This is a genomic window from Bifidobacterium mellis, from assembly GCF_000967265.1.
Classification (GTDB): domain Bacteria; phylum Actinomycetota; class Actinomycetes; order Actinomycetales; family Bifidobacteriaceae; genus Bombiscardovia; species Bombiscardovia mellis.
This window is the reverse complement of the sequence record NZ_KQ033885.1, coordinates 1,573,584-1,587,166: the sequence shown is the minus strand read 5'-3', so window position 1 is coordinate 1,587,166 and position 13,583 is coordinate 1,573,584. Positions and strand designations below refer to the sequence as shown.

Sequence of the window (13,583 nt, the reverse complement as noted above, 5' to 3'; positions counted from 1 at the left end):
CCTGTTTTGTATGCAGACCCTTCCGTGAGAGAATTGGGAACATGTCCGTATCACTGATTGTGCTTATCGTCATTGTCCTGCTGGTCGTGCTGCTGGTCATCTGGGGCATCGGGGCTTACAACGGCTTGGTCAATCTGCGCAACCGCGTGGCCAATGGCTGGGCCCAGATCGACGTCCAGCTCAAGCAGCGTGCCGACCTGGTGCCCAACCTGGTCCAGACGGTCAAGGGCTACGCCTCACACGAGTCCACCGTCCTGGAGGAGGTGACCAAAGCCCGCGCCGATGTGGCCCAGGCCCAGGCGGCTGGCGGGGACCGGATGCAGGCCCGTGCCGATGCCGAGCAGCGGCTGGGTCAATCCCTGGTCACCCTGATGGCCCGGGCGGAGGCCTACCCTGAGCTCAAGGCCAACCAGAACTTCCTGGATCTGCAGCGTCAGCTCAAGGACCTGGAGGACAAGATCGCCTACGCCAGGCAGTTCTACAATGACGTGGTCCAGAAGTTCAACACCCGCATCGAGACAGTCCCCTCCAACATCATCGCATCCCTTTTCCACTTCCGTCAGGCCCAGTATTTCCAGGCTGACGAGGGTAGCCGCCAGGCGCCCGTTGTGGACTTCGGACAGTGAACGCCCCAGCGGCCTCCTCCGGGAAGACGGGCTCGAAACACCCCTCCTCGGGTCATCCCTCCTGGAGCACCTCCCGTTTCTTCCGAGCTCTGGTCCTGGCTCTGGTGGCAGGCTTGGTGACGTGCTTGGTTGCTGCCCTGCTGGTCTTCAATAGGAATCGGCCCGACCTGGTATATGATTCAGTCGATTACGATGTCCAGGTCCTTGATAATGGCGATTTGCATATCAGTCAGAACCTGACCGTCACCATGAATTCCCGAGAGGATGACAACGGCGACGAACGTCCTTGGCGGGAGCTCTACCAGCGCTATCAGATCAAGCCTGATCGACTGACCGGTATAAGCGACATAAGCGTGACTGACCTGACTAATGGCTCCACATATAGGCAGGCCGACCCACCGAAGGATCCTGATAACCTCGATCAAGTTCCCGACTGGGACAAGACCATGGCTGGCACCTGGTATATGGGCACGGTCTCGGATTCGGGGCTGGAATCCTACAATCCGGGCGATACGGGTCAGGGTTCCGCCTGTGGCAATCAAGGAAACCAGTGCCAGGTGGAGTTGGGCTGGAACATTCCACAGACTGCCAAGGATTCAGGACGGCGCTTCCGCATCGACATGACCTTCCACGGGGTCACCACTGCCCATCCCGATGTGGCCGAATTCCAATGGGAGCCCGTGGGCGACACCAACCAGATTCCCATTGAGCATATGAGCGCCGACGTCAAGCTTCCCAAGCAGATAGGAACAGAGAAGGACAAGGATGCCAAGGCCTGGCTGCACTTCGCTGGCAGAGGCTCCTACCAGGTGGGCGATGATAGCCGTATCCAATTCTCCGCAGATCACATCGAGCCTGGTCAGCATCTGGATTTGGTGGTGCTCTTCGATGCGGGGAGGACTTCTTCGGTGGTCAGGACCGACTCTCAGCCGGCCCGTGACCGTATCGTCCAGCAAGAGCGCCAGCAGTATGAGCGCTGGCATACCGAGCAGACCAGACGGGCGCGGATTGGACTCTTGACGGGCATCTTGGCACTCTTGGCTGCTATCGCGCTGATTGCGGTCATGCTCTGGCAGACCTTCCGCACCTATGGAGACTCCCAGTACCGAGGCGATATTATCTACTACCGTCAGCCTCCTGATCTGTCACCGGCCGTGGCCGCTGTTATCAACGATCTGATGCTGAGCCGAGAATCCCCTATTGGCAGGCAATTGTCAGCAACAATTCTCTCCTTGGCCTCCAAGCGGGCCATCGCTCTGATTCCGGTCAAGTATGAGGACCGGGCGAATTCCGGCGGAGGTTCCCTGACTAAGGTGATGCGCTCGCTGCTCCACAAAGGCAAACGGCAGTCCATGGAGGTGGTCATTAATCCGGTCTGCAGTCAGGATCGAGCCTCCCTGGCCCTGTCCTTAAGCGAGGAAGCCTGCCTGACCATGCTGGAAGGTGCTTCCGCTCTGATGGGCTCCAAGGATGAACGTTTCGACCTGTACGAGATGATTGCTCTCTTCTCCAGCACCGAAGCTAATCATGGCAAGGTCTATCTGGAGGCTTTCGACAAGGCCGTCAAGTATGAGACCAACAATGCTGACCTGCGTGCCTATCGTCATGGTATAGAGGTCTTGCCCTTCCTGGCCGTGCTCTTGGCCGCTTTCATCCTGCTGGCTGGATTCCTGCCGGGCACCGTGCTGGTACGTGCGCCATTGGCCGTGCTTCTGGTGGCTGTTGCAGCATTCTCCATTCGTTATGGTAGTTCGCAAGTGCTCAGCAGGAATGGACAGCTCATGGCTGGTCAGGTGTCAGGGCTTCGGCGCTATCTGCTGGACTTCAGCGATTTTAGCCACCGGGGCGTGGAGGATTTGGTGCTCTGGGACCGCTACCTGGTTTACGCTGCGGCCTTCGGTATAAGTGACCGGGTTGTCGCTCAGCTGGCACAGGCCAGCCCTGAACTGACCGACTCCGACTGGCTGAATGACAATGCGCGCGGGAGCCTGCTCTACTGTACCTTCCTGCCTTACAGCCAGAATGTTCCGGTGGCTTCCTCCGTGAGTGGCCCTGAAACATTGGCTGCAAATTCAATGCTTGGCCAAGGCGGGGTGGTTGATCTGGGTACTCAGTTGACCCAGGGACTCGACCAGATCGGCGGCCTGATCGGCCAGGCCAGCGGCAACAGTTCCGGCAGTGGTATTGGTGGGTTTGGCTCCGGTGGTGGTTCCTTCGGCGGCTCCGGTGGCGGCTCCGGTGGTGGTTCCTTCGGCGGTCGTTGATACTGGGCCACAAGCTAAGCTCGATAGGAAGCCGGCGGCATTGAAGCTGGCATCAATCTACAAGACGGGAGTACATGTATGACATCGTCGATGCGGGCTTTGGGGCCCTTTACTACGACAGCGGTCGGACTGGGTTGCATGGGATTGTCCATTGAGGGCAAGCCGGACCAGGGAACGGCCATCGACGTCATCCATCAGGCTTTGGATGCCGGTTGCCGACATCTGGATACCGCCTGGTCCTACTACGAGTCAGGTGGTCCTGAGCAGACCAATGAACGACTGGTTCGCCAGGCTTTGGACTCCTGGAAGGGACCCCGTCAGGATGTGCTGGTGGCCACCAAGGTTGGACACTACCGCAACTTCACCGATGGTCGGCCAACCTGGGCTGTGGACGGTCGACCGGAAAGCCTGATCCGGCACGCCAAGGAGTCCGCTCAGGCCCTGGGCGTGGACACCATTGACTTGCTCTATATGCACCGTCCTGACCCGCAGGTGCCCTACCAGGAGTCGCTGGAGGCCATGGCTGAACTGGCCAAGCAGGGCGTGGCCCGGACCCTGGGCGTCTCCAACGTAGACATCGAGCGGATGGACCTGGCTCGCCAGGTTCTGGGCGACGACCTCGTAGCCGTGCAGAACCAGTTCTCGCCCACCTTCACCAGCTCCCGCCAGGAGTTGGACCATGCGGCCGGGCTGGGTCTGGCCTTCGTCTGCTGGAGCCCCCTGGGAGGTTTCCGAGCGCCCAAAGACGAAACCCGTTATGACCCTTTCCGCCAGGTGGCCCAGGAGCGCGGCGTCTCCTACCAGCGTGTGGTCCTGGCCTGGGAGCTGTCCCAGAACAGCAACGTCTTTGTGGTCCCCGGGGCTCACAGGGCGGCCACCATTCTGGACTCCCTGCAGGCGGCCGATATGGAGCTGAGCGAGGAGGAGATGGAGCGTCTGAACCGGGCGGCGACTGCATGAGTCGCAAGCCCCAACCAAGCGAGCAGGACGCCCAGAGCCTTCAGGGCGAAGCCTGGGATCGGGAACGAACCCTGCTGGACAGCAGCCCACTGTCGACGTTGGACGAACAGGGTCGGCCCATCCCAGTCACCATTCCCATAGCCCTGGCGCCAGGGATCAAGGTGGTCTACACCACCAGGTTGGGCGGGGTCTCCTCAGGCGATTATGCCCAGCTGAATCTAGGTGGCAAAGGGGGTGACGACCCGCAGGCGGTGGCTGCCAACCGTCAGGCCTTGGGCCGCCAGCTGGACCGTCCCATAGTTCTGGTGGACCAGGTTCACTCAGCCCGGGTCTGGGATGCCGACCAGGGTCAGCCCCAGGGACGCTGCGAGGCCGATGCTCAGGTGACCACCCGGCGTGACCTGGCCCTGGGCATCTTCGCCGCCGACTGCCTTCCTGTGCTTCTGGCCGACCCCCGGACCGGCGTGATGGGGGTGGCCCACTGCGGCCGTCGTGGTCTGGTGGCCGGAGTCATTCCGGCCACAGTCAAGGCCATGACTGACAGGGGTGCTGACCCGTCCAGGATCGTGGCAACCCTGGGACCCCGGATCTGTGCAGATTGCTATCAGGTGGGTTCTGATCTGGCCCATGACTTCGAGAAGCGTTTCCCCGGCGCATCCGGACCGTGCCGGTTCGGCGGAATCGCCATCGACATAGCCGCTGCAGCCATAATGGAACTGAAGGCGGCAGGAGTGACCCACATTGTGGACTCCGCCCCCAGGGTCGGTGCCGCCACCAGCTACCTGCGTCAGGACCCGGACCTGGAAGAGCTGTGCAGCCAGGATAGCGAGGGTCCCTCCCTGTCGAAGCGTCTCGAGGAGTTGCGGCGACCACTGTGTACGCTGGAGAATCCGCTTTGGTACTCCCACCGCCGGGCCTCGCTGGCCAGCAAGACGGGGGAGGGTCGCATGCTGGCCCTCATTCTGGCCGATGACTGACGTTGTGTGCTGATTGATCCTGCCCCTGGCAGCAGGAGCAGGCCTCGGGTGCAGATGTTCGGTGCAGATAGCGCCGGGTCTGCACCTATCTGTGTTTTCGTATGGGTACCGTTGAGTCTATGAGTGAGAGCAGAGCATCGGCAGCCCCGTCCGAGGTCAGTCAGGGTAACGCAGAGTCGGAGGAGCAGATTCAGCCGGTTGTGGCGGTGATTCTGGCGGCCGGGCTGGGCGTTCGATTCGACGAGAGCAACCCCAAGCAGCTGGTGCAGGTGGGTGGCAAACCCATCATCACCTGGTCAATCGACGCCTTCCAGTCCAATGCCCGAGTCACCGACATCCTGGTCGTGGTCAACGATCGGGTGCGGGAGGCCGTCGAGGCCATTGTGGCAGATGACACCTACGACAAGGTCCGCACGGTCATCCAGGGCGGTGTCGAGCGCATGGACAGCACCGAGGCGGCCCTGCAGACCCTGGCTGATGCGGAGATCCCCCAGGATGCCAAGCTGCTCATCCACGACGCAGTACGTCCCTTCGTCAGCCAGGAGTCCATCAATGGCTGCATCGATGCATTGGATACCTTCAACGCCGCAACCGTGGCCGTGGCCTCGACCGACACCATGCTGATGGCCGGCGACCTGGGCGAACGCAAGGTGGTGCGCCAGGTGCCCGACCGCGACAACATGTTCAGGGCTCAGACCCCACAGGCCTTCCGTTTCAGCACCCTCCGCAAGGCCTACGACCTGGCCGCCGCGGACCCCGACTTCCATCCCACCGATGACACCCGGGTTGTGGTGGATCGCCTGCCCGAGGAGCCGGTGGCCATCGTGGCCGGCAGTGTGACCAACATGAAGATCACCCTGCCCTCGGACATGCCCATGGCTGAATGGATAGCGCGCTCCTTGGCCGGGTGAAGCCCTGTGTACCATGGGGCACATGGAGCAGATCAAGGTCATCGTAGCCGGATACGACCATTACCAGGGTGTTGACGTCAACCCCTCCTATGAAGTCTCACAGGCTCTGGCCGAGCATGGCATGGAGGGCATGCGCCCTGTCGGCCCCACCGAGGAGGACCCTTTGGAGGGCGTGGACCTGGCTATTTCCTCCGTCACCATGCCTGTCAGCTTCGCCAAGGCCTGGCCCATACTGCATGAGGCCATAGAGCGGGTGCACCCCGATATCATCATCGCCACAGGTCTCAAGCGTCGGGCTCGCGGCATCGCCATGGAGCGTTGTGCCGTCAACCTCAAGGAGGACGACGCTGACGACCGTGAGAACTTAGGGGAGCAGGAGCCTCAGGATACTGCCCGCGAGAACAGCCGCCAGCCCATCGACCCCCGGGGTCCGGCCGCCTACTGGACCCGTCTGCCCTTGAGGGCCATCCTGCATGACTTCGGTACCTGTGGCATTCCCGCCACGCTGAGCTCGGACGCGGGCACCTATGTCTGCAACGCGCTCTTCTACAACCTGCTGGCATGGGCGGCGGGACACAAGGATGTCCTGGCCGGGTTCGTCAGCCTTCCCCTGGTCAACGAAAGCGGCGGTCAGGAGTGCGGCCTGCCCCTGGATCAGCAGATACAGGCTGTGCGCGAGGTGGTCAATGAGACCATTCGCTACTACCGCAGGCCCTCCTCCAGCCCTATTCTTATTGCCTGAGACCGGTATGTAAGGCCAATGTGTCGGCGGCAGGTCAGACGGCGAATTTTTGCCTGCCATGGGGTAGAGTCGAGGTAAATCCACCGGACCGAAGACAACCTTGTCGCGGGCCGGCATGTCCTGGTGGCGAAGAGGAGTGTTTCCATGGCCGAAGATCAGTTTCCCGTTGTCCTGCGAGGCTATGACAAGGAGCGGGTCGACCAGACCCTGGCGGCCTCGCGGAGCAATCTGGCCCGGTTGCGTCAGCAGATCAAGGCTGATGATGATCGCATTCTGAAGCTGGAGGCTGAGCTCCAGGAGGCCAAGTCACGCAAGGTCGAACAGCCGCGCAACTCCTTCGCCTCCCTTGGAGCCAATGCCCAGCAGCTGTTGGCTTCGGCCGAGCAGACCAGCACCGAGCTGCTCAACCGCGCCAAGCAGGATGCGGCGTCCACCAAGACCTCCGCCCAGGAGAAGGCGACGACCCTGGTCAACGAGGCCCAGCTTGAAGCCAAGCACATCGTGGACGAGGCCAACGCCAAGGCCAAGTCCATCGTCGAGGCAGCCAACGACGAAGCCAGGACCGTCACCACCACCGCCAAGCAGCAGAGCGAGCAGAGCAAGTCCGCAGCAGACAAGGTCGTGGCGGAACGCCGTCAGGCCCTGGATCTGGAGCTGCAGAACTCCCGCGAGGAGCATGAGAAACGACTGGCCACCAGCAAGGCCACCCAGGACAAGGAGCTGTCCGAGCAGAAGGCCAAGGCCGCCAAGGAGATCGCCGACAAGCGGCGCAAGAGCGACGAGGAGATCGCCAAGCTCAAGAAGGATGCCAACGATCAGATTCAGAAGGCCCTGGCCGAGGCCAACAAGAAGCTGGCCGACGTGCGCGAGCAGGTCTCCAAGAGCCTGAATGATGCCCGCAGGCAGGCCTCGGAGATCACCGACAAGGCCAAGTCCGAGGCCCAGCAGATCGTGGACGAGTCCAAGGTCACCAGCGCCGAGACCATGGCCAAGGTGAACGCCGAGGCCGAGCAGGTCCGCTCCGACATCGCCGCCCAGCAGGAGGATGCCACCAAGAAGGTGGGCGAGCTGCTCAAGAGCCTTGAGGAACGGCGGGTCAAGACCGAGAAGGAGTCCCAGGAGCTGATTGAACAGGCCAAGGCCACCCGCAAGGATGCCGATTCGTTCGCCTCCTTCAAGCGCGAGGAGTCCGAACGCAAGGCCAGCCAGCTGCTGGAGGAGGCCAAGCAGCGCGCACAGGACGAGGTCGAAGCCCATCGCAAGGCCGCACAGGCTGAGCTGGACGGGCTCAAGGACCACATCACCAAGCTGCAGCACCGGGAAGCCACCATCACTTCCCGGGTCGACGAACTGCGGAACATCTTCTCCAAGTCCTTCGGCAACTTCGACGGCTTCCACGATGAGGCTGTGGTCAATGACCAGGACGATGGCCAGGCTCCCTGCGTACCCGTGGTCAACGCTGTGCCTGCCGCGGACCCCCTGCCGACCCCCTCTTCACCGGTTTCGGTGACATCCTCGAAGACTGAAGTGGAGGATAAGGGAGGCGCCCAGCCCCTGGCCGTCCCTCAAGAAGAAGCTACTCAGACATCGGACGATTCTGTCGCAGCGGGCCAACCGGCCGGTGACCTGGCAGCTGATGACGCGGCAACTGATTCCGTCGGCAATCCCGAAGATAAGGCCAGCGCGGCCGTGACTGTCCGGTCCTCGGCCAATATGCCCACTCAGGTTCTGCCCTCCCCGGCTCCGAGCGTCCTGCCCGATGCATCCGGCCAGGCCGATGATGCGCCGGTCCAGGCCAGGGATGGACAGCCGCAGAAGGCGGTCACTGACCAGGAGACTACAGTCATTCCGCCCATCAAGGATGACGTGGCCCCGACCGACCGAGACTGATCAAGGGACGTCGGTCAAGGGACGTCGATAATTCATCAGGGCCGGATTGCAGGCATGATCTGCGACCCGGCCTCTATCTTGCCTGGAAGTTGCCTGACCGCATGCCGAACCGGCGTGGGCGTCAATCTCGATTCCGACCCTTGCTCTGGCCTAGAGTCGATGGTGTAGAGGTGCAGACCAAGGGTCACAGGGTTGGGAGAGCATCATGCAGCAGCCAAATCACTCATCATCAGATTCGTCCGCCACAGGTTCGATCGAGGCGGATGCGGGCAGACGGGGAGGATCGGGCGCATCTCCAGGACCCGCACGCTCATGGAGCGCCCAGGTTCGTCGTGGGGTGGATCTGCAATCCCTCTATGCCCTGGTGTATCTTGTGGTGGCCAACCTGATTGCGGGAGTTCTGAATCTGCCCTCGGTGGCCGCAGCCCTGGGCATTGCCCGTCAGCCAGGGATGGCCGATCTGCTGGGCGATCTGGTCATGCTGGTCTTCCTCTTCGGCACCCGTGGCCAGGACCTGCTCGGCCGCGGATCCAACCCTGTACGGTACAAGGCTCAGACCAATCCCGGCCCGGCCGTGCTGATCGGGGCCATCTTGCTGATCATGCTGGCCAGCAGCATCGAGACGGGATTCACCTGGGTGGTCAACCAGGGGTCCCAGGCCCTTGGGCTGGTCTACCATTCAACAACTTCCCAGATCGCGGCGGGCCAGCATGGGTTCCTGTCGCCCCTGGACACGGCCATCCTGGTCCCCGTCGTCGAGGAGTTCCTGCTGCGCGGCGTGGTCATGGGCAGGCTCAGACCCTACGGTCGGACCTTCGCCATCGTCACCTCCTCCCTTATCTTCGCCTGCCTGCACGGAGACATCACCCAGAGCCTGTTCACCTTCCTGCTGGGTCTGGTCCTGGGTTTCATCGCCATGGAATACTCGATCATCTGGTCCATGGCGCTGCATATTTTCAACAATCTGGTCCTGGCTGACGCCATGATGTGGCTGACCCAGACGGTGCCGGCCCGCACCGGCACGATGATCAACCAAGGAATGACCATTCTGGGCCTGGTTGGGGTACTGGTCGTCCTCTGGCTGATTCGGGGACAGCTGGCAGACTACCTGCGTGCCAACCGCTCACGCCACGGAACCTATAAGGGTTGGATCTCTCTTGGGTTGGCCGTCCTGGTGGTCCTGGCAGTGGTCAATGCAGCCCAGCGCTTCTCCCTGGCTTGATAGATACAGTTGTCCACATCCTCCTCCAGGCGAACCCTCGGTGACTGATTCCCGCTATGCTGGATGCAGGGATGCAGATACATCCGCATGAAAGGAAACAAGGACAGACCGTATGACATCAGCACTGACACCACTGGATCAGACCCGTTTGGAGGGCCTGCGCACCGCCTTCGACGAGCGCGAGGCCAACCACGTCGCCATGAACGCCGTCACTCAGGTAGGCATTGACGAAGTGGCCCACAACTATAATCGCTCCCGCCTGCTCCAGCACCGATTTTCGGTCAGCATCGACAATGGCACGGTCACCTCGCAGGCGCACTCCGGCCGTTGCTGGCTCTTCAGCTCGCTGAATGTAGCCCGATTCGTGGCCCGCAAGGCTCTGAACATTGACGGCGAAAGCACCGCCAACCCGATGGGCGATTTCGAGCTGTCCCAGAACTACGCCATGTACTACGACAAGCTTGAGCGCGTCAACTACTTCCTGCGCGACGTGGCGGCTCTGGTGCGTGCCGGCGAGCCCGTCGACTCCCAGCTCATGCGCTTCCTGATGGGCGATGTCATGGGCGATGGCGGCCAGTGGATCATGGCCATGAACATCTATAAGAAGTACGGCGCAGTGCCCAAGCAGTACTATCCCGAGACCGCTTCCTCCCAGAACACCAGCCAGATGAACGATCAGCTGCGTCGCCTGCTCCATCAGGCCACGGCTCACATGGTGGCCAATCCGGACGGCATCGACGAGATCATCGACCGGACCCTGGAGGCCGGTCACCGTATCCTGACCATTCATCTGGGCACTCCTCCCACAAGCTTCGACTGGGAGTGGACCGACAAGGACGGCGTCTTCCACCGGGATGGGCGGATCACCCCGCAGGAGTTCTGGAAGCGCTATGTGAATGCCGGGCTTGAGGACTATGTCTGCCTGGTCGACGATCCGCGCCCCGAGCACCCCAAGGGCCGCAAGATCGGCATTGAGCATCTGGGCAACGTGGCCGGCGGCGATCCCACCGAGTACCTGAACGTCCCTGTGGAGGTCATGAAGGACTGTGCCCGTCGTCTGATGAGTGAGCAGGGTCTGCCGGTCTGGTTCGGTGCCGACTGCCACCCCATGATGGACCGCAAGGCCGGTCAGTGGGCCACCGACCTGTTCGAGTACGGCCGGGTCTACGGTGTGGACTTCGACATGGACAAGGAGCAGCGGGTGCGCTTCGGCGATTCGGCCCAGAACCACGCCATGGCATTCGTGGGCGTGGATGTGGCCGATGACGGCCGGACCACCAACCGCTGGCGGGTGGAGAACTCCTGGGGCGGGGACATCGCCAACAAGGGCTACTTCACCATGAGCGACGACTGGTTCAGCCAGTATGTCTACGAGGTGGCCGTGCCCAAGTCCATGCTGTCCGAGGAGTATCGCCAGGCCTTCGACCAGGAGGCCATCATGCTGCCCGCCTGGGACCCCATGGGTGCCTTGGCCTGAGCTTACCTATCTAAGCTTACCTATCTAACTGTTCGCTCCCGTGGCCTATAAGGGTCGCGGGAACGGACCGTCCACATTGACCCGGATGTGGGCGGTCATAAGAAATTCGGGCATGATCGTCGTAGCGCGACAGAGAGGAGAGCGACCGTGGCATTCGTCAAGGAACCGGATATCATCCCGGAAGAGGAGCGGCAGTATTTTGCCGATACGGCCGTCTTTCCCGAAACAGTGGATGTCAACATCCGTCAGCTGGATCCCATCCCGGCACCCAGGGTCTTTCTGCGCTCGCGGCCCCTGGATTCGAAGCGTATGGAGCTGGTCCGGGACTCCCGCCAGGCCATTCGCGATGTTCTGCATGGACGGGACGACCGGTTGCTGGTCATCACCGGCCCTTGCTCCATCCACGACCCGGAGGCTGCTCTGGAGTACGCCCGTCGTCTGTCGGCCGTCAATCAGCGGTTGAAGGATCGGCTGCTGATCGTCATGCGGGTCTACTTCGAGAAGCCCCGGACCACAGTCGGCTGGAAGGGGCTGATCAACGACCCCGATTTGGATGGAACATTCAACATTCGCAAGGGGATTCGCCTGGCACGTCAGGTGCTCTGGCAGGTCCTGGGCCAGGGGATTCCGGCAGCCACGGAATGGCTGGATCCCATCACCCCACAGTATCTTTCCGACGCGGTCAGCTGGGGGGCCATCGGCGCTCGGAACACGGAGAGTCAGGTCCACAGGGAGCTGGCCAGCGGCATGTCCATGCCCATGGGCTTCAAGAACTCGACCGAGGGCAGTGTAGAGGCTGCGGTCGATTCCTGTCTGGCTGCGGCATCCGAGCATCACTTCCTGTCCATCAACCTGGACGGCCATGTCATCGCCGCCGAGACCAGGGGCAACCCCGACTGCCACATTATTCTGCGCGGTTCCAGCCATGGCCCCAATTACGATGCGGAATCCGTCAGGTCCGCCCTGGAGGTCATGCATCAGGCGCCGCTGGGTCCTGGTGCCTGCCGGGGTCTGATTGTGGATGCAGCCCACGGTAACTGCGGAAAGGACCCAGTACGTGAGGCCCAGGTGGTCGAGGAGCTGGCAGACCGTCTCGCCAAGGGCGAGCAGGGTCTGTCGGGCATCATGATGGAGAGTTTTCTTGAGGGCGGTCACCAGAAACCGGCTCCACTGGATCAGCTGGTCTTCGGCCGGTCCGTCACCGATGCCTGCATTGCCTGGGATAGGACCGAGGAACTGCTGCAGATCCTGGCCGATGCCGTGCAAGCCCGTCGGGAAAGGAAGAAGGCATGAGTGGGATGAAGGATGAGCCTCAGGAGCCTCTGCCCCGACCCAGCAAGGCCTACGAGGTTGAACTGGTGCACAAGGCGCTGGCGGCCGGCGTCAACCCCTTGCAGACCGGGAACGTGCCCAGGTGGGAGGACGAGGTAGGCATAGGCCGGATCGTCAACAGGCGGGTCTTTGAGCTTGACCGCCTGCCTTCGCCCGCGCAGATGCTGACCCGATACCCCTTGGATGGACCGGCCAAGGACCTGGTCATCCGCTCCCGGCAGGAGATTGTGGACTGTCTGCATGGGCGGGACGACCGGTTGCTGGTCATTGTGGGCCCCTGCTCCATCCACGATCCCGATGCCGCGTTGGACTATGCCCGTCGTCTGTCGGCCGTCAATGAGCGGTTGAAGGATCGGCTGCTGATCGTCATGCGGGTCTACTTCGAGAAGCCCCGGACCACGGTCGGCTGGAAGGGTCTGATCAACGACCCCGACCTGGATGGCAGCCACAACATTCAGAAGGGCCTGGTCCTGGCACGGCGCATCCTGCTGGGTGTGCTGGACACCGGGCTTCCGGCGGCCACGGAATTCCTTGAGCCCACATCGCCCCAGTACATTTCTGATGCGGTCAGCTGGGGGGCCATCGGTGCTCGGAACACGGAGAGCCAGGTCCATCGGCAGCTGGCCAGCGGCATGTCCATGCCCATTGGCTTCAAGAACGCTACGGACGGCAGCGTGGATGTGGCCATTGACTCCTGCTATGCGGCCTCTCAGCGCCACACCTTCTTTGGAATAGACCACGAGGGTCAGGCCGCAGCCGTAGCGACCATGGGCAACCCCGACTGCCATCTGGTTCTTCGCGGCTCCAAGTCCGGTCCCAACTACGATCAGGACTCGGTGCGGGCGGCGCTCGCCGTGCTTCGCCAGCGCATGCCCAAGGACAGCGCGGCTGCCCACGGACTGCTCATCGATGCCTCCCACGGCAATTCCGGCAAGGACGAGCGGCGCCAGATCCAGGTAGTCCATGAGTTGGCCCAGCGGATAGGCGACGGCGAGGAGGGCTTTACCGGGCTGATGATGGAGAGTTTCATACGTGGCGGCAATCAGAAGCCGGCCCCGCTGGACCAGCTGGTCTACGGGTGTTCGATCACCGACCGCTGCATCTCCTGGCCCGATACCCAGGATCTGCTGGAGGAGCTGGCACAGGCAGTGGACCGTCGTCGCAGCACGGCTCGTTGACCTA

At 62.1% G+C, this 13,583-nt stretch carries 11 protein-coding genes; all 11 read left to right on the top strand.

The window, feature by feature from the left end:
* Positions 1-41 precede the first annotated feature (41 nt).
* Positions 42-626, top strand: a complete 585-nt coding sequence (locus tag JF70_RS06855) for a LemA family protein (protein WP_045935754.1) — start codon at positions 42-44, stop codon at positions 624-626.
* Complete coding sequence (locus tag JF70_RS06850) at positions 623-2,890, top strand: DUF2207 domain-containing protein (RefSeq protein WP_045935753.1); 2,268 nt, start codon at positions 623-625, stop codon at positions 2,888-2,890. Before JF70_RS06855 ends, JF70_RS06850 begins: the two co-directional genes overlap by 4 nt.
* 78 nt (positions 2,891-2,968) lie before the next feature.
* Complete coding sequence (locus JF70_RS06845) at positions 2,969-3,850, top strand: aldo/keto reductase (RefSeq protein ID WP_045935752.1); 882 nt, start codon at positions 2,969-2,971, stop codon at positions 3,848-3,850.
* Entirely contained in the window at positions 3,847-4,827 is a 981-nt protein-coding gene (locus tag JF70_RS06840) for a purine nucleoside phosphorylase YfiH/LACC1 family protein (protein WP_156149632.1), read from the top strand. Before JF70_RS06845 ends, JF70_RS06840 begins: the two co-directional genes overlap by 4 nt.
* A 119-nt stretch (positions 4,828-4,946) precedes the next feature.
* Positions 4,947-5,738 carry an IspD/TarI family cytidylyltransferase gene (locus tag JF70_RS06835; RefSeq protein WP_045935751.1) on the top strand — a complete coding sequence of 264 codons (792 nt, stop codon included), beginning with the start codon at positions 4,947-4,949 and terminating at the stop codon, positions 5,736-5,738.
* Between the two features lie 22 nt (positions 5,739-5,760).
* Positions 5,761-6,480: a pyroglutamyl-peptidase I gene (locus JF70_RS06830; RefSeq protein WP_045935750.1), complete on the top strand. Its 720-nt coding sequence runs from the start codon at positions 5,761-5,763 to the stop codon at positions 6,478-6,480.
* Between the two features lie 144 nt (positions 6,481-6,624).
* Positions 6,625-8,370 carry a cell division protein gene (locus JF70_RS06825; protein WP_045935749.1) on the top strand — a complete coding sequence of 582 codons (1,746 nt, stop codon included), beginning with the start codon at positions 6,625-6,627 and terminating at the stop codon, positions 8,368-8,370.
* A gap of 205 nt (positions 8,371-8,575) precedes the next feature.
* A complete protein-coding gene (locus tag JF70_RS06820) occupies positions 8,576-9,592 on the top strand; it encodes a CPBP family intramembrane glutamic endopeptidase (RefSeq protein ID WP_082069446.1) in 1,017 nt (338 codons plus the stop codon).
* A gap of 112 nt (positions 9,593-9,704) precedes the next feature.
* Positions 9,705-11,069, top strand: a complete 1,365-nt coding sequence (locus JF70_RS06815; protein ID WP_045935747.1) for a C1 family peptidase — start codon at positions 9,705-9,707, stop codon at positions 11,067-11,069.
* Positions 11,070-11,240: 171 nt separating this feature from the next.
* Positions 11,241-12,362 carry a 3-deoxy-7-phosphoheptulonate synthase gene (locus JF70_RS06810; protein WP_420804946.1) on the top strand — a complete coding sequence of 374 codons (1,122 nt, stop codon included), beginning with the start codon at positions 11,241-11,243 and terminating at the stop codon, positions 12,360-12,362.
* Entirely contained in the window at positions 12,359-13,579 is a 1,221-nt protein-coding gene (locus JF70_RS06805; RefSeq protein WP_082069445.1) for a 3-deoxy-7-phosphoheptulonate synthase, read from the top strand. Before JF70_RS06810 ends, JF70_RS06805 begins: the two co-directional genes overlap by 4 nt.
* Positions 13,580-13,583: the final 4 nt, after the last annotated feature.